Source organism: Vibrio sp. PBL-C16 (assembly GCF_034321865.1).
Classification (GTDB): Bacteria; Pseudomonadota; Gammaproteobacteria; order Enterobacterales; family Vibrionaceae; genus Vibrio; species Vibrio alginolyticus.
In genome coordinates this window covers 2,579,545-2,596,194 of the sequence record NZ_JAXLNY010000002.1, presented here as the reverse complement: position 1 = coordinate 2,596,194, position 16,650 = coordinate 2,579,545, and the positions used below count along the sequence as shown (strand labels likewise).

Annotated in this window: 14 protein-coding genes; 9 read left to right on the top strand and 5 right to left on the bottom strand. The window is 44.6% G+C overall.

Annotated elements, in window-relative coordinates:
* Positions 1 to 64: 64 nt before the first annotated feature.
* On the top strand, positions 65 to 841 hold the full coding sequence (gene yaaA, locus UQW94_RS20160; RefSeq protein ID WP_005382848.1) for a peroxide stress protein YaaA: 777 nt from the start codon (positions 65 to 67) through the stop codon (positions 839 to 841).
* Positions 842 to 951: 110 nt separating this feature from the next.
* On the opposite strand, the gene srmB is transcribed toward yaaA, so the two are convergent.
* On the bottom strand, positions 952 to 2,175 hold the full coding sequence (gene srmB, locus UQW94_RS20155; protein WP_005381797.1) for an ATP-dependent RNA helicase SrmB: 1,224 nt from the start codon (positions 2,173 to 2,175) through the stop codon (positions 952 to 954).
* A gap of 107 nt (positions 2,176 to 2,282) precedes the next feature.
* Positions 2,283 to 3,002, bottom strand: a complete 720-nt coding sequence (locus tag UQW94_RS20150; protein WP_262656545.1) for a tRNA1(Val) (adenine(37)-N6)-methyltransferase — start codon at positions 3,000 to 3,002, stop codon at positions 2,283 to 2,285.
* Between the two features lie 330 nt (positions 3,003 to 3,332).
* On the opposite strand from UQW94_RS20150, the gene brnQ reads away from it, so the two are divergent.
* The gene (brnQ, locus tag UQW94_RS20145) at positions 3,333 to 4,643 is read left to right on the top strand and encodes a branched-chain amino acid transport system II carrier protein (protein WP_005381792.1); all 1,311 of its coding nucleotides are present in this window, start codon (positions 3,333 to 3,335) and stop codon (positions 4,641 to 4,643) included.
* An 85-nt stretch (positions 4,644 to 4,728) separates the two neighbouring features.
* Here the strand turns inward: brnQ and fldB are convergent, their stop codons facing one another.
* The gene (gene fldB / locus UQW94_RS20140) at positions 4,729 to 5,247 is read right to left on the bottom strand and encodes a flavodoxin FldB (RefSeq protein ID WP_005381790.1); all 519 of its coding nucleotides are present in this window, start codon (positions 5,245 to 5,247) and stop codon (positions 4,729 to 4,731) included.
* Between the two features lie 157 nt (positions 5,248 to 5,404).
* Here fldB and xerD point away from each other — a divergent pair, with 157 nt between their 5' ends.
* The 6 genes from xerD to vpsR all read left to right on the top strand — a co-directional run bounded on the left by xerD (position 5,405) and on the right by vpsR (position 13,356).
* Positions 5,405 to 6,322 carry a site-specific tyrosine recombinase XerD gene (xerD, locus tag UQW94_RS20135; protein WP_005381788.1) on the top strand — a complete coding sequence of 306 codons (918 nt, stop codon included), beginning with the start codon at positions 5,405 to 5,407 and terminating at the stop codon, positions 6,320 to 6,322.
* A gap of 59 nt (positions 6,323 to 6,381) precedes the next feature.
* On the top strand, positions 6,382 to 7,170 hold the full coding sequence (gene dsbC, locus UQW94_RS20130; RefSeq protein ID WP_322142515.1) for a bifunctional protein-disulfide isomerase/oxidoreductase DsbC: 789 nt from the start codon (positions 6,382 to 6,384) through the stop codon (positions 7,168 to 7,170).
* A 43-nt stretch (positions 7,171 to 7,213) separates the two neighbouring features.
* On the top strand, positions 7,214 to 8,953 hold the full coding sequence (recJ, locus tag UQW94_RS20125; RefSeq protein ID WP_322142514.1) for a single-stranded-DNA-specific exonuclease RecJ: 1,740 nt from the start codon (positions 7,214 to 7,216) through the stop codon (positions 8,951 to 8,953).
* 173 nt (positions 8,954 to 9,126) lie between these two features.
* Positions 9,127 to 10,225, top strand: a protein-coding gene (gene prfB, locus UQW94_RS20120) for a peptide chain release factor 2 (protein WP_102949721.1) whose coding sequence is annotated in 2 segments (ribosomal slippage) — positions 9,127 to 9,201 and positions 9,203 to 10,225 — 1,098 coding nt in all. Because the reading frame shifts where the segments join, the coding sequence is not laid out codon by codon here.
* Between the two features lie 34 nt (positions 10,226 to 10,259).
* Entirely contained in the window at positions 10,260 to 11,777 is a 1,518-nt protein-coding gene (gene lysS / locus UQW94_RS20115; protein WP_005382861.1) for a lysine--tRNA ligase, read from the top strand.
* Between the two features lie 244 nt (positions 11,778 to 12,021).
* Positions 12,022 to 13,356 (top strand): cyclic-di-GMP-binding transcriptional regulator VpsR, encoded by a 1,335-nt coding sequence (gene vpsR / locus UQW94_RS20110; RefSeq protein ID WP_225473436.1) that lies wholly within the window; start codon positions 12,022 to 12,024, stop codon positions 13,354 to 13,356.
* A 64-nt stretch (positions 13,357 to 13,420) separates the two neighbouring features.
* On the opposite strand, the gene UQW94_RS20105 is transcribed toward vpsR, so the two are convergent.
* Positions 13,421 to 14,625 (bottom strand): IS3 family transposase gene (locus tag UQW94_RS20105; RefSeq protein WP_151514398.1). Its coding sequence is split into 2 segments (ribosomal slippage): positions 13,421 to 14,274 and positions 14,274 to 14,625, totalling 1,206 coding nucleotides; the frame shifts between segments, so codons are not numbered across the junction.
* A gap of 555 nt (positions 14,626 to 15,180) precedes the next feature.
* On the opposite strand from UQW94_RS20105, the gene UQW94_RS20100 reads away from it, so the two are divergent.
* Positions 15,181 to 15,432, top strand: coding sequence for a hypothetical protein (locus UQW94_RS20100; protein ID WP_005381776.1), 252 nt, complete (start codon positions 15,181 to 15,183; stop codon positions 15,430 to 15,432).
* Between the two features lie 131 nt (positions 15,433 to 15,563).
* Here the strand turns inward: UQW94_RS20100 and UQW94_RS20095 are convergent, their stop codons facing one another.
* A complete protein-coding gene (locus UQW94_RS20095; RefSeq protein ID WP_005381774.1) occupies positions 15,564 to 16,598 on the bottom strand; it encodes an NADP(H)-dependent aldo-keto reductase in 1,035 nt (344 codons plus the stop codon).
* Between the last annotated feature and the right edge of the window lie 52 nt (positions 16,599 to 16,650).

The window sequence follows — 16,650 nt, the reverse complement described above, 5'->3', positions numbered from 1 at the left end:
CCATGCAGACAATGCATGGCTTTTTTTGTACCCTATTAAAAACAAAATTAGAGAAGGGAAAGTCATGCTTATCGTAGTTTCTCCAGCGAAGACTCTTGATTACGAGTCTCCGTTAGCGACAGAAAAATTTACTCAACCTGAGTTGGTCGAATACTCAAAAGAGCTTATCGATGTTTGCCGCAAACTGACTCCTGCTGATGTTGCCTCTTTAATGAAAGTGAGCGACAAGATTGCCGATTTAAATGTGGGCCGATTCCAAGAGTGGAGTGAAACGTTTACCACGGAAAACTCACGACAAGCCATTCTTGCATTTAAAGGTGACGTTTACACGGGGCTAGACGCCGAAAGTTTATCTGAAGCGGACTTCGAATATGCTCAAGATCATCTGCGTATGCTATCGGGTCTTTATGGTTTACTAAAACCACTTGATTTGATGCAGCCATACCGTCTTGAAATGGGTACCAAGCTTGCAAACGACAAAGGTACGAACTTGTACCAGTTTTGGGGCAATGTTATTACGGACAAGCTTAACGAAGCGATTTCTGCTCAAGGTGATAATGTCCTTATCAACCTTGCATCAAATGAATACTTTAAAGCGGTTAAGCCAAAGAATTTAGATGCGCAAGTGATCACGCCAGTATTCAAAGATTGTAAGAATGGTCAATACAAGGTCATCAGTTTTTACGCGAAGAAAGCGCGCGGTATGATGGCGCGTTACATCATTGAAAACCGTGTTGAGAGCGTGGCAGACCTGACTAAGTTTGATACGGCGGGTTACTACTTTGTGGAAGATGAATCGACGCCAACAGAGTTAGTATTTAAACGCGAAGAGCAAAAATAAAGCTGATTGAGACGTAATCGACGTTAATCTCTTTCAGCACAAACGAAAAAAGGGTTGGCATTGCCAACCCTTTGTTATTTTCTAGCTTGAGCTACTTGGCCCCAACAAGATTACTTCTTCTTAGCGGTTTTCTTTTTCGCTACTTTTTTCTTGTCGTCTTTTTTCTTTTTCTTCTTAAACACGGGCTTTTTGTGTTTAGGACGCATCTCTTTCACGAAACGCTCTTTGATGTCTTCTTTCACGTAACGTGCAACGCGATCCATCATTGGTTGGTCGTGTGCTTCTACGATTGAGATAGCGTTACCTTTCTTACCTGCGCGAGCAGTTCGGCCGATACGATGAAGGTAAACATCAGCCGTGCGTGGCATGTCGTAGTTGATAACGTGTGATACATCCGGAAGATCGATACCGCGCGCAGCAACGTCCGTCGCGAGCAGCACGTTCACAGTACCATCGCGGAAGCGAGAAATCGCATTATTACGACGATCTTGAGGCATTTCACCTTGAATCCAAGAACATGGAATCTGTGCGCTTTCAAGCTGCGCTCGTAGCTCAGCCAAACGCTCACGAGTCTTTAAAAAGACGATAGTGCGCTCAGCTTGCTGAGTAATAATGTGTTTTAGTAATTCTAGTTTGTGCTCAGCATCATCAGCTCGGTGATACCACTGAGCAATTTTCTTACGCTCACGCAGAGGTGATTTTGCATCGATCTCTGCTGGATCATTCAACAGATCAGCGGTAAAGCCTTCTACGCCTTTCCCTTCTAACGTTGCTGAGAACAGAAGGGTTTGCTTACGCCAGCGACATTCGTTAGATAGGCGATCGACAGTAGGAGCAAAACCCATATCTAGCATACGGTCTGCTTCATCAAGGATTAACCATTCGATTGCACGACAATCAAAACGTTCTGCATCAATGTATTCTTTTAAACGGCCAGGTGTCGCAACCACAATGTCTTGTGTTGTTGCAAGGATGTCGGCGTGCTCTTGGTACTGAACACCACCAGTGATGGTGAAAATGTTGAGTTTGGTATTTTTTGCCAAAGCACGTGCTTGATCGGCAATTTGCATCGCCAGTTCGCGAGTAGGCGTTAGGATCAAAATACGCGCAGGCCCAGGCTTACGACGAGGGAAGTCTTGCAAGTATTGCAATGCTGGCAGGACGAAGGCGGCCGTTTTACCAGTTCCTGTTGGCGCTGACGCTAGAATGTCACGACCGTCTAACGCTTGTGGAATCGCTTCTGCCTGAATTTTTGTTGGGCGTTCGTAACCCATCTCTTCAATGGCTTCAAGTAGGTTTTGGTCTAGATCAAGTTCAGCAAAGGTTCTGATCACAATGAGTTCTCCACAAGCAAAGCTTGGTTAATGGTTCGCCACAACAGCATAGAATACAAAAAGGTCGCACATTATAAAGTGATTGGTGATAAGGATCACATGTTATTTCACATCTTAAGATAAAACTCGCGGGTTAACTGGATGAAATCATCACTATAGCCGTCATTTGAACGGATAATTAAATGTGACGTCTGCAAATCGCAAGGTCGTTTTGACAGTTCAAATAACAGTCGGTGTACTGGTTTCTTTTCTGATGGTTGCACACGACAGATCCTCGATAGATACCAACCTTGGTTTAATGCTAGCTCAATGAACTGCTCGCCTTCGGTGATTGGTAACACAAAACTAGCTCTCCCTTCGTCATCAAGCAAATGATAGCAACGCTGTAGCAATGCGTTATGGCCTAGCATATCAGTGTGCCTCGCGGTTGCACGTTGACTGTGTTTCGATTGTTCGCCGCTGTTGAAGTAGGGCGGATTACAAATGATGCGTTGAAATGGATGTGTCGGCGTAAAGTGCAGTATGTCGGTGTGATGCACACTTACACGATCTGACCAAGGAGACTGGGCCATATTTTTTTGCGCGGCAGCAACGGCTGTTAATTCGATATCGACCGCGGTTATTTGAGCTTCTGTAAAGCGTTGAGCACACATCAGGGCAAGCAGGCCAGTGCCAGTGCCAATATCGAGAATTTTAGCGTCGTTAGGGCTTTGAATCCAAGCACCAAGCATTACCCCATCTGTGCTGACTGGCATACCACTCTCGCCGCCCTCAATACAAAATTGCTTAAAATTGAAGCCTTTAGTTTTCAGTTTTTTGTTCTTCATGATTGTTTTATATTTGCTCAATAATTAAGTGGATTGCTCTATTGTTTATTAATTGTATAGATTGTTGTTTTGTTGGTTATTAAATTGTATTGTTAATTGATCGAGATAAAGAACTGGTCTGTTATTTGGATCTGGTTATATCCACTGCTTTTAAGTTTGAAAACTAAATTAATATGGTGTTTTTTTCTTAAAGGTTGCCAAATGATGAGTCTTTCGTCATTATGCGGCGAAAATTTTATAGATTGAACCACGTGTACTTATTGACTTTAGGTATACAAAAAGTGGTCTACGCATACACAACATTCATTAATTAAAAGACAAGGGTTATCTGTGAAGCAGACGTTAAAACTAACAGATATTATCGCAGTAGGCTTTATGCTATTTGCGTTCTTTTTAGGTGCGGGCAATATTATCTTTCCTCCTCTAGCGGGTCAGCTAGCGGGTGAAAACTTAATGCCAGCTATGTTTGGTTTCTTGCTAACAGCGGTAGGTCTACCTCTTATTACTATCGTTGCTATTGCTGTTGCTGGTGGCTCTTGGGATCACTTGACGCAAGATCTTCCGAAAAAAGCGGCAGTTCTTATGGCTGCACTGATTTTCATCATCATTGGTCCAGCGTTTGCAGCGCCTCGTACAGGCCTAGTTGCTTACGAGATGGCGGTGAAACCTTTCTTCCTTGAGGCATCACAAACGCATCTGACAGCGTTCTCAGTGATCTTCTTTATCGCAGCAATGATGTTCTCATGGTTCCAAGGCCGTTTGATCGATCTTATCGGTAAAGTACTGACACCAGCATTGTTCGTTGGTTTGATCATTCTTGCTGTCGCTGTCTTCCTTGATCCTCAGGGCGATATGATTGGCGCGCACGGTGAATACCTAACGCAGCCTCTGACCAAAGGCTTCTTAGAAGGCTACAACACAATGGATACGTTCGCGTCATTGATGTTTGGTATGCTGATGGTTGATGCACTGCGCGGTAAAGGCATTACTGAGCGCTCTGCAACTACTAAATATCTGATCTATGCAGGTTGTATTGCTGCTGCTGGTCTTGCGTTTGTTTACATCTCACTATTTTACTTAGGTGCGACGAGTGCAACGGTTGCTGCTGGTGCTGATAATGGTGGCCTAGTGCTTAGCCAATACGTTCAAGCGTTGTTTGGTCCATACGGTCAAATCGTTCTGTCTGTCATCGTATTGCTAGCGTGTCTGACAACCGCGATTGGCTTGATTTCTGCGTGTTCAGATTTCTTCAGCTCGAAAACACCACTGTCATACAAGCAATGGGTACTGATTAATGGTTCTGTTTGTGCATTGGTTGCAAACGTTGGTCTTGCGCAGCTGATTTCTCTGTCAGTGCCAGTATTGTTTGCGCTGTACCCTGTGGCGATTGCGTTGGTTGCACTAACATTTGTGCGCAGCAAACTGCCGAATCCACGCTTTGCTTACCGTGCAGTACTGCTTGTATCTCTGCTGTTTGCGTTGGTTGATGCGGCAAAAGTATCGGGTATTGATGTTTCTGCGTTTAACATGTTGCCACTATTCGAAGTCGGCATGGGTTGGGTGCTTCCAACATTTGCGGCTATCGTGTGCATGTTCTTCATCGCGAAACCTCGCCCAGAGCTAGCACAAGAAACCGCGTAATCACTTCGCGTTATCAAGATAATAAAAAGCCCGATGAATTACTTCATCGGGCTTTTTACTTTTTAATGATGACGTGTTTGCGCTATTAAAGCGTGTCGTGGAATTCCACAAGAACTTGTTCACACCATTTTTCGATGCGTTCATCACTCAGTTCGTACTGTGAGTCTTCATCTAACGCAAGTCCAACAAACTTGCTGCCATCTTCGATCAATGCTTTCGATGCTTCAAATTCGTAGCCTTCATTTGGCCAGTAACCGATAAAGGTTGCGCCTGTGGCTTGTAATTCATCGTGAAGTAAGCCCATCGCATCTAAATACCACTCTCCGTAACCTTCTTGGTCACCCAGACCAAACAGCGCTACAACTTTGCCTTTCAGTGGTGTGGTCGCGATGTCTTGCCAAATCGCGTTCCAATCTTCTTGAATTTCACCAAAATCCCAAGTTGAGATGCCAAGGAGTAATAAGTCGTAGTCCGCCATTAGTGATAACGGTGTCTCTTTCACATTGTGAATGTCGACAAGGTCTTCACCAATAAGGGTACGAATTTTCTCTGCTGCCATTTCTGTGTAGCAGGTCGTTGAGCCGTAAAAGAGTCCGATTTTCATTATATTCGTCGTTATTTGTGTTGCTGTTGTGGAAGATTCTAACCATAAATTGAGGAAGATTGCAGCGAATATCCTTTGTGGGATGATTTTTTATGGTATTGGATTGGCAGGTGCTTTAATCTAAATACTGTAAATATAAACAGATAAGGAAGCATTCATGACGGCACAACAGCCTGTCAATCAACAAGATTTTTCGCTTGTTGAGCAATTCTTAGATGCGATGTGGATGGAGCGTGGTCTATCAGAGAACACGTTGGCTTCCTACCGAAACGATTTAATGAAGCTGCTCGTGTGGATGGAAAAACATCGATACCGTCTTGATTTTATCAGTTTGTCTGGCTTGCAAGAATATCAAAGCCACCTTGTAGATTTAGATTACAAACAGACGTCTCGTGCGCGTATGTTGTCGGCTATTCGTCGTTTATTTCAATACCTGCATCGTGAGAAGGTGCGTGCTGATGACCCGAGTGCGCTCTTGGTTAGCCCTAAACTGCCACAACGTTTACCCAAAGATATTAGTGAAGAGCAAGTGGACGCGTTGCTCGAAGCGCCAGACCCGAATGACCCTATAGAATTGCGCGATAAAGCGATGCTAGAGCTACTCTACGCGACAGGGTTGCGTGTGACAGAGCTCGTCAGTTTGACCATGGAAAATGTTAGCTTGCGCCAAGGGGTGGTGCGCGTGACTGGTAAAGGTGGTAAAGAACGTCTGGTTCCTATGGGGGAAAACGCGGTCGATTGGATCGAGACGTTCATTCAACAAGGGCGCCCTGCGTTACTTGGTGATACATCATCTGATATTGTTTTTCCTAGTAAACGCGCAAGACAAATGACTCGTCAGACGTTTTGGCACCGTATTAAGTACTATGCTTTGATAGCAGGGATTGATACTGATCAGCTGTCGCCGCACGTACTGCGTCATGCCTTTGCCACGCATTTATTGAACTATGGCGCAGATCTCAGGGTCGTACAGATGCTTTTAGGACATAGTGACTTATCGACCACGCAAATTTATACTCACGTGGCGACTGAACGATTGAAGCAGATCCACAGTCAACACCACCCAAGAGCATAACAATGGTTAGATTCATCCATGTCTTCTTGGAAAAACGATTTTACATTAAGGTGAATTTCATGAGCGTATTACGCCGACTAACTCTGCTGACTTTACCATTTTTTGTTACCGCTTGTGGTGCAGAAGAAAGTCAGGCTCAAACGGAGACTCCTGCGCAACAAGTGGCGCCAGCTGCACAAAGCGGCTTTGATGAAGCAGCATTAAAAACTAAGTTCTCAAAGCTTGGTTTATCTATCGTTGATATTCAACCATCAGACCTCGCTGGCTTATTGGAAATTCAAACCAATGGCGGGATCCTGTTTGCTTCAAATGATGGTAGCCACTTTATCGCCGGTACGCTTTATGCCATTAATGATGATGGCAGTTACAAAGACGTCATAGCAGAGCGTCAAGCGCCGCTTAACGCCGAGAAAATTGCTCAGTTCTCCGATAGCATGATCGAATACAAAGCCGACGATGAAAAGTACGTTGTGACCGTATTCACTGATATCACCTGTGGTTACTGTGTGCGTCTGCATAGCCAAATGCAAGGCTATAATGACCTAGGTATTACAGTGCGTTACATGGCTTACCCTCGCCAAGGTGCAACTGGCCCTGTGGCAGAGCAAATGGCAACGATTTGGTGTGCTGAAGATCCGGCGTCGGCAATGCACAATGCGAAAGTGAATCGTACATTTGATAACCCTGCGAAAGACTTAAAACAATGTAAAGAAACCATCCAGGCGCATTACAATCTAGGTCGCCAATTGGGCATTTCTGGTACGCCAGCAATCTTCTTACCGAATGGCGAAATGGTTGGTGGCTACCTACCACCTGTAGAGCTATTGAAACGTTTAAAGCAACTATAATCCATTAGGAGCAGAGCCGGCAAAGTTGTCGGCTCTTTCAAGCATGATAGAAATTCAACGACGTCCTGAACCAGATCTTTCCCTTCTTCCTGATTCCATTCCTCCGATTCTTAAACGTATCTACATCAACCGTGGGATAACGGATCTTTCACAATTAGAAACGTCGGCCCGTGGGTTGCATTCATATCAAAAACTCGGGGGGATTGAGCAAGCTGTCGATCTTTTGTTTCAGGCGATAAAAGAACAAAAACGCATCATCGTTGTCGGTGATTTTGACGCTGATGGTGCGACAAGCTCAGCATTATCAGTACTCGCGCTGCGTATGCTTGGTAGTCACAATGTGGATTACTTAGTGCCAAATCGTTTTGAAGACGGTTATGGGTTAAGCCCAGAAGTCGTTGACCAAGCCTTAGAGCTTGGCGCTGAGATGATCATGACGGTGGATAACGGCGTCTCATCAATCGAAGGCGTGCGTTACGCAAAAGAAAATGGCATTACTGTGCTCGTTACCGATCACCACTTACCAGGACAAGTGTTGCCTGATGTGGATGCAATGGTGAACCCAAACCTTAAGAGCTGTAGCTTTCCATCTAAAGCGCTTGCGGGTGTAGGGGTCGCGTTTTATCTCATGATGGCACTATGCGTTCATATGCGAAAACACAATTGGTTTGCAGAACAGGGGATGCAAGAGCCCAAGTTGATGGAATTGATTGACCTTGTTGCACTGGGTACCGTCGCCGACGTCGTTCCATTGGATGAAAACAACCGCATTCTTGTACACCAAGGCTTGCAACGTATTCGTGCGGGCAAAGCGCGTCCCGGCATCCAAGCATTAATTGAGGTCGCGAAGCGCGATGCGCGTCGTTTAGTTGCGTCCGATTTTGGCTTTGCTTTAGGTCCACGTATTAACGCTGCAGGTCGTCTTGATGACATGTCTTTCGGTGTTGAACTGCTGATGTGTAACAACATCCACGCAGCTCGTCGCATGGCAAGTGAATTGGATGGCTTGAACCAGACTCGTAAAGAGATTGAAGAAGGCATGAAGCAAGAAGCGATGGCTTTCTGTGAGCGCCTTCAGTTTGGTGAAGGCAATGAGCTTCCTTATGGCTTAGCCTTATTCCAACGTGATTGGCACCAAGGTGTGATTGGTATTTTGGCTTCGCGCATTAAAGAGAAGTTTCATCGTCCAGTCATTGCATTTGCTGATGGTGGAGAAGGGACGATTAAAGGCTCGTGTCGTTCTATTCCGGGGCTACACATGCGCGATGCGTTGGATTTCATCGACACGCAAAACCCGGGTTTGATCATCAAGTTTGGTGGACACGCCATGGCAGCAGGCTTAACGATTAAAGAGCAGGATTTTGAGCGTTTCAGTCGTTTGTTTGATGAAGTGGTAAAAAAGGAACTCGATGAAGCGGCGCTAAAAGGCGTGATCATGTCAGATGGTGAACTTAAGCCGGAAGAGTTTTCTATTCATGTTGCTGAACAGCTGCGATCGGGTGGCCCTTTTGGACAAGCTTTCCCTGAACCAATCTTTGATGGTGAGTTTAAAGTACTGCATCAAAAGCTGGTGGGTGAGAAGCATCTTAAATTGATGTTAGAGCCGCTTTATAAAGGTCACCCTACCAATGTGATGATCGACGGCATTGCATTCAATGTTGATCTACGCCGATGGCCAGATGCATCGGTTAAAACAGTACGTCTCGCGTATAAGTTGGATGTGAATGAATTTCGTGGTAATCAATCATTGCAATTGATGATCGACCATATCGAAGCTAAGTAATACCTAGATTAACCTTTCTTATAGAGTACGGTTGCCCCTAAGTGGGTGTAAAATTTTATGACCGTGCTCTCTCTCACCGCAATCTGATTTCTCATCCGAAATTTTCCTGTATCTCGGTCACATTTTTCAGTAGAATTTCTCGGTTAAATTCTATTCTAAAATGTTGAGTAAACATGTTTGAAATCAATCCAATTAAAAACCGTCTGCAGGACGTGTCTCAGCGCACAAATGTCCTGAGGGGGTATCTTTGACTATGACGCGAAGAAAGAGCGTCTAGAAGAAGTCAACGCAGAACTTGAACAACCAGATGTATGGAACGAACCTGAGCGTGCGCAAGCACTGGGTAAAGAGCGTGCATCACTAGAAGCGGTTGTTGAAACCATTGATCTACTAGAGCAAGGTGTGGAAGATGTAGAAGGTCTTCTTGAGCTGGCTGTAGAAGAAGAAGATCAAGAAACATTTGACGAAATTGAACCAGAACTTGCTGAGTTGGAAGAGAAGCTAGAAAAGCTTGAATTCCGTCGTATGTTCTCTGGCGACCACGATAGCTCTGATTGTTACATCGATTTGCAAGCTGGCTCTGGTGGTACAGAAGCACAAGACTGGACTAACATGCTGCTGCGTATGTACCTACGTTGGGCAGAAGCGAAGGGCTTCAAAGCTGAAGTGATTGAAGTCTCTGAAGGTGAAGTCGCGGGTCTTAAGTCGGCAACAGTTCGCATCTCTGGTGAGTATGCGTACGGTTGGTTACGCACTGAAACGGGCGTCCATCGTCTTGTTCGTAAATCTCCGTTCGATTCAGGCGGTCGTCGCCATACGTCATTTGCTTCTGCGTTCATCTATCCAGAGATTGATGAAAACATCGACATCGACATTAATCCTTCCGACCTACGTATTGACGTTTACCGTGCGTCAGGCGCAGGTGGTCAGCACGTAAACACCACAGAATCTGCGGTACGTATTACGCACGTACCTACGAACACAGTGGTTCAGTGTCAGAATGACCGTTCTCAACATAAGAACAAAGATCAGGCAATGAAACAGCTTCGAGCGAAGCTATTTGAGCTTGAATTGCAAAAGCAAAATGCGGAAAAACAAGCTAATGAAGACGCTAAGTCTGACATTGGCTGGGGTAGCCAGATCCGTTCTTACGTATTGGATGACTCACGTATTAAGGACCTCCGTACGGGCATTGAAAACCGTAATACTCAAGCGGTTCTTGATGGCGATCTGGACAAATTTATTGAAGCTAGCCTGAAATCAGGTCTATAAAGCTTTTCACCGACAAAAACAGGATACATCGAAAATGACTGATGCTGTTCAAAACGAAACTGTACTAGAAGAAAATAAGCTGATTGCTGAACGCCGCGCTAAACTGGATGCAATCCGAAAGAGCTGCAAAGCGAACGGCCATCCAAACGACTTCCGTCGTGACGCACTAGCGGGCGACCTTCAGAAAGAGTTCGGTGAAAAGACGAAGGAAGAGCTAGAAGAGCTTAACCACGTAGTAGCAATCGCTGGCCGTATCATGGCTAAACGTGGTCCATTCTTGGTAATTCAAGAAACTTCTGGCCGTATCCAAGCTTACGCTGACAAAGCGGTTCAAAAAGTACTTAAAGAAAAATACCAAGGTCTAGATATCGGTGACATCATCGGTGTTAAAGGTGCACTTCATAAGTCTGGTAAGGGTGACCTATACGTGAACATGGAAGAGTACGAGTTGCTAACCAAAGCACTACGTCCACTTCCAGAAAAGTTCCACGGTCTAACTGACCAAGAGATGCGTTACCGCCAACGTTACGTTGACCTGATCGTTAACGAAGACTCTCGTCAAGCGTTTGTAGTACGCTCTAAAGTAATGTCTGCAATCCGCAACTTCATGATCTCTAAGCAGTTCATGGAAGTTGAAACGCCAATGATGCACGTTATCCCTGGCGGTGCGAGTGCGCGTCCATTCATCACGCACCACAACGCACTAGACATGCCAATGTACCTACGTATCGCGCCAGAGCTATACCTGAAGCGTCTAGTTGTTGGTGGTTTTGATCGCGTATTCGAAATCAACCGTAACTTCCGTAACGAAGGCCTTTCTCCACGCCACAACCCAGAATTCACAATGATGGAATTCTACATGGCGTACGCAGACTACAAAGATCTGATGGACCTAACTGAAGAACTACTAAGCTCAGTGGCGCAAGAAGTTCTAGGTTCAACGTCAATGCCTTACGGTGATGAAACGGTTGAGTTTGGTGGTACTTACACTCGTATGAGCATGTTCGAAGCAATCAAGCACTACAACCCAGACCACGCGCAAATCCAAGCGCTAACAGAAGAAGACCTACAAAACCGTGATCTAATGGTTTCTATCGCGAAATCTGTTCACGTTGAAGTAGAACCTTTCTGGACATGCGGTCAGCTTCTTGAAGAGATCTTTGGTGAAACAGCAGAGCCTAAGCTAATGCAGCCTACGTTCATCACTGGTTACCCAGCAGATATTTCTCCGTTGGCTCGTCGTAGCGATGATAACCCGTTCTTTACAGACCGCTTTGAGTTCTTTATCGGTGGCCGTGAAGTAGCGAACGGTTTCTCAGAGCTTAACGATGCTGAAGACCAAGATGCACGCTTTAAAGCACAGGTTGAAGCGAAAGAGTCTGGTGACGACGAAGCAATGTTCTACGATGCAGACTACATCACTGCTCTAGAGCACGGCCTACCGCCAACAGCAGGCCAAGGTATCGGTATCGACCGTTTGGTTATGCTACTGACTAACACGCACACTATCCGTGACGTGATCTTATTCCCTGCAATGCGCCCGCAAGCGTAATTCGATAGGATGAGTAAAAAAACCACCTTCGGGTGGTTTTTTTTTGCCTTTTAGTTAAGGTAATTCAAGTTGTTGCACTTGCCTTTTAATGGGATATGCAAATAAACATTCGCCAAATCTCAATCTATTGCATAGTCTTAATACTGAGACAGACGTGAGGGGGCGGAGTCTCGATAATGTTACCCGCTCGCAAAGATAAGTTTGTGGCACAAAATTTCTATTAACAATGAAAAAGGGTTAGAGAATGGCTGGGCAGTTTAAGATGGATTCCATCCCGGGATCGCTTGTGGTAGTTGGCGGTACTTATGAGCCTTGGTTATCGGTACTGGAGCAAGTGGGCTGGAAGTGTCACCAAGTAGGTGACTTACGCAAAGCTAATACGCTGTTAGAAGATATTGGTCCATGTATCGGTATTGTTGATCTCAGCCATGACGAGTTCAGCTTGAATGGTTTGGCGAACTTAGTCAGCTCTCACAAACACGTACGTTGGTTAGCGTTTATTCGTGAATCTCAGCTTGGCACTGACACCATATGCCAGTTCATTGTTAACTTTTGTATCGATTTTTTCACAGCGCCGATCCCAGATGCACAGTTATTAAGCACAATAGGTCACCAGCTTGGCATGCTTAAGTTGGAGAAAAAAGTTTGGCCTAGTTTTGGTAGCAGTTTAGATATGGGTTTGATCGGTGAATCTATCCCGATGAAACGTTTACGCGATCAAGTGAAGCGCATTGGTCCAACGGACGTCAGCATTCTGATTTCTGGGGAAAGTGGGACTGGTAAAGAGGCGGTTGCTAGGGCCATCCATAAAGTCTCTTCACGCTCTCATAAACCGTTTATGGCAATTAACTGTCGCGCACTCAATGAACAACGTTTCCAAGCTGAAGTATTTGGTATTAACGCCGATGAAGATATGGAAGCATGCCTGCTTGAACAAGCAGATGGTGGCACCGTGTTGTTTAATGACATTCTTACCATTTCAAAAGAGCAGCAAATGAATCTGCTGAGATTCTTGCAAGAAGGCACCATTGATACCAAAGATGGCGTAAAAGCGGTTAACGTGCGTATTCTTGCTGCTAACTCGTCGGATGTTGAAAAAGCTTTGATTGACGGTGACTTCAATGAAGAGCTTTACCATTACATCAACGTTCTGCGCATCAATGTCCCTAGCTTGAAAGAACGTGCGAGTGACATCGCATTGCTGGCTCGTTTCTACTTACAAGAGTTCTCAAAAGAGTACAACTCGCAAGCAAAAAGCTTTTCTGAGGATGCATTCAAGGCACTGACACGTTATTTCTGGCCTGGAAATGTGCGTGAGCTGATGAACCAAGTGAAGCGAGCGGTATTAATGTCCGACAGCGTAATGATTGAAGAGCATCACTTAGATTTACCTCAACGTAATGACTCAAAGCGCAGCTTGAAAGCAATCCGAGAGAAGAGTGAACGTGATGCGTTGCTGGTTGTTTTGGAATCTCATTCTGGTCAAGTTTCAAATGCGGCGAAAGAGCTCGGAGTTTCGCGTGCAACCATGTATCGACTACTTAATAAACATAACTTGATTTCCGAACAAGCCATGTAGTTGGCCTTTCCCTGTGTCAAATGGGCGAATATGACCCGTCCTGATATGGGTTGACACTTTTTAACTAAAACGCTCGATGTACTTCATCGGGCGTTTTGTATTTTAAAGCCGTATGAGGCCTCATTTGATTATAGATATCTACGGACTCTGCTACCATCGTCCTTGCTTCTTTCAGATCTTTCGGTTTCTTCAGCAAGAGCTCCATTTTGAGTATCCCATTTACACGCTCAGCTAAAGCATTCTGATAACAGTCATACCCGTCAGTCATTGAGCAAGTCACTCTATGTTTCTTATGGATATCTTGATATTCCTTCGAACAGTATTGTGAGCCTCTATCTGAGTGGTGTATTAGCTTTTCTTCACTCTGCCGTTGCCTGAGAGCTGAGATAAATGCCCGCTTAACTGATTGAGTTTTCATGTTGTCATCCACATAAAAACCAACAATCTTCCTTGAATAAGCGTCTGTAACCAAGCTGAGATAACTCTCTCCATTTTGAGTTGGCAAGTAAGTAATATCAGCAACCCACAGTTGTTCTGGCTTCGTTGGTGTCAGCCCATCTTTCACTTTGTTTGGGTGACAGAAAAATCGATGACGGCTGTCAGTCGTTCGGTGATAGGCTCGTCTTGCTCTCACTAACAGCCGATGCTTTCTGAGAAGTTCAAAGAGCTTATCGCGACCTATTTGAATGCCCTTTGTTGCTGCTAAGAACTTCAGTTTACGCGTGCCAATGCGTGGCTGCTTCAGCCTGACTTCACGGACAAAGCCAATGACAGCATGCTCATGATGTTCACAACGAGATTGAGTTTGACATTGCTTATAATAAGCTTGGCGAGAGATTTGTACTAACTGACAAAACTTCGTAACGCTCAAACCTACTATGGTTTTCTCTTGGACAACGCTTCTTTGTGCTTTTTTGTCACTCTAACACCATAGTCACGTTCCATAACGTTCACGACAGCTTCAAAGAAGTCGGCTTTGAGTTGAGCATCTTCGAGCTGCTTCTCAAGCTCTTTAATACGTTGCTCTGGTGTAGGAGGTGAATTGAACTCGGCCATAGAGTCTCCTTTGGACATAAAGTTAGGTGTCCCTTTAGACCAATCTAGTCGACCATGCTTACGAAGCCAAACCAAAACCGTAGAGCAACCTTGGATGCCATACTTCTCTTGGGCTTGTTTGTAAGTGAGGCTTCCTTTTTCAACCTCATCAACTACAGTGAGTTTAAAAGCGAGGGAGTAATCGCGCTGAGTTCTTTTAGTTGTTGATTTCATAACACTCTCCAATTTTGGGGGTGGAAAGTGTCAACCTTATTTAGGACGGCACAATAAATACAATAAAAGAGAGTGGCCACAGAGCCGCTCTTTTTATTTTTTGTTTGGTTTGATTTATAAAATCCGCAAATTTATATATTCCTCAGGTGAATATGTTATACGTAAAAGTATATGAAACTAAATTGCGGTGTATTGATTTGTTTTTAATCAAAAAGGCAAAAAATGTTTGATATATATTCATCAAAGCTTACAATTTAACCGTAACTCAATGAGTTATACCTTTCATAAACGGATTAATTTTTAGCTAGGAGGCGCAAGATGAAACATTACGTTGTTAACACCACTGCTTGCGCTGATCGTATGCCTATCGCTCCGATAACCCTTAAATCGGATGATACCAATACCACTGGCTCACAAGATAAAAATTAATCCGTAACCTATCATATTTATTACTAGGCTGCGGGAAAGTAGCGGCTTAGTATCAACAGAATATTTCTGTTCATTTTACGCACTATTTTTTCCCAGTCGAATACATCGATAATCGGAGAAAATATTATGCGTCACTCTATTTACCTACAATTGGCCACTTTGCTATTGAAAGCAGACCTTAAACGCGAAGAAAAGCAATGGCAGCGTACCATACGCCGAACTGCTCATGATATTCCATGGACGAATGTTCATCTATTGAGAGATATTGGTTTAGATCGCGATGGTCGTTCTACACGTGCCAATGTTCCGGATGCAGTAAAAGTTGAACGTCGAGTTCGTCACCTTCGTCGAGTCTTAACGTCGCGAATAATGACGTAATCGTTAGCGTGTTGGGCTGACTGAGTTGCTAACGAGTCATTCAACACGCTTAACTTTTTATATGAAGTATGACTTCATTGGATAAACAGCTGATCTTGAAGATCAGCTGTTTTCGTTTGAAGGTGGTACTGTTAAGGGCAAGGATTCGAGTAAGTTGTACCTATTGCTTGAATTTCAGTAAGTAGTTCGTCGCTAAGTTGCAAATCAATACTGTCGATATTGGCTTTTAATTGGTCTAGGTTTGTTGCTCCGATAATGTTAGAAGCAACAAATGGACGCTGATTGACAAACGCGAGCGCCATTTGTGCAGGGTTTAGACCATGCTCTTGAGCTAAATTGACGTAAGCTTCGGTCGCTTTAACACCTTGCGGAGTGAAGTAGCGCGCAAAACGCTCCCACTTAGTGCATCGAGCGCCTTCAGGTTTTGCCCCGTTTAGGTATTTACCACTCAGGCAGCCAAATGCCAAAGGAGAGTAGGCAAGTAACTGAACGCCTTCGTAATGGCTGATTTCAGACAAGCCAACTTCGAAGCTGCGGTTCAATAAGTTATATGGGTTTTGAATGGAGACAATTCTTGGCAAATCGTGTTTTTCTGCCAAACGCAATAGCGACATCACACCCCACGGCGTCTCGTTGGATACGCCGATATAGCGCACTTTACCTGCATTCACTAATTCAGTAAGCGCTTCCAACGTTTCAATTAACGTGACTTCTTCTTGTTTGTCAGGGTATGGGTAGTTGAGTTGACCAAAGCAGTTGGTTTGACGCTGCGGCCAATGTAGTTGGTACAAATCGACATAATCGGTTTGTAGACGATTAAGGCTGTCATCAATTGCTGTATGGATGTGGCGACGATTAAGGCTCATGTTGTCTCTAATGTGAGGAACATTGCGAGGGCCAGCCACTTTTGTTGCCAGTACTACTTTCTCTCTTTTGCCGCTTTTTGCTAACCAATTACCGATGTATTGCTCGGTGAGCCCTTGTGTTTCCGAGTTTGGCGGTACAGGGTACATCTCTGCGGTATCGATGAAGTTCACCCCATGATCGAGGGCAAAGTCGAGCTGTTCAAAGGCGTCCTTTTCTGTGTTTTGCTCGCCAAACGTCATAGTGCCGAGGCAGATTTTACTGATCTCAAGTGATGAGTGCGGTAGTTTTGTGTATTGCATATCACGTCCTTGAAGAGTTACCGACTAAATAAGTGACTCCAATATAGGGGAT

Excerpts from the sequence above, each read along its gene's own strand:
- yaaA (WP_005382848.1), top strand. The coding sequence starts at position 65 with ATGCTTATCGTAGTTTCTCCAGCGAAGACTCTTGATTACGAGTCTCCG.
- UQW94_RS20150 (WP_262656545.1), bottom strand. The coding sequence starts at position 3,002 with ATGAAGAACAAAAAACTGAAAACTAAAGGCTTCAATTTTAAGCAATTT.
- fldB (WP_005381790.1), bottom strand. The coding sequence starts at position 5,247 with ATGAAAATCGGACTCTTTTACGGCTCAACGACCTGCTACACAGAAATG.
- xerD (WP_005381788.1), top strand. The coding sequence starts at position 5,405 with ATGACGGCACAACAGCCTGTCAATCAACAAGATTTTTCGCTTGTTGAG.
- dsbC (WP_322142515.1), top strand. The coding sequence starts at position 6,382 with ATGAGCGTATTACGCCGACTAACTCTGCTGACTTTACCATTTTTTGTT.
- recJ (WP_322142514.1), top strand. The coding sequence starts at position 7,214 with ATGATAGAAATTCAACGACGTCCTGAACCAGATCTTTCCCTTCTTCCT.
- lysS (WP_005382861.1), top strand. The coding sequence starts at position 10,260 with ATGACTGATGCTGTTCAAAACGAAACTGTACTAGAAGAAAATAAGCTG.
- vpsR (WP_225473436.1), top strand. The coding sequence starts at position 12,022 with ATGGCTGGGCAGTTTAAGATGGATTCCATCCCGGGATCGCTTGTGGTA.
- UQW94_RS20100 (WP_005381776.1), top strand. The coding sequence starts at position 15,181 with ATGCGTCACTCTATTTACCTACAATTGGCCACTTTGCTATTGAAAGCA.
- UQW94_RS20095 (WP_005381774.1), bottom strand. The coding sequence starts at position 16,598 with ATGCAATACACAAAACTACCGCACTCATCACTTGAGATCAGTAAAATC.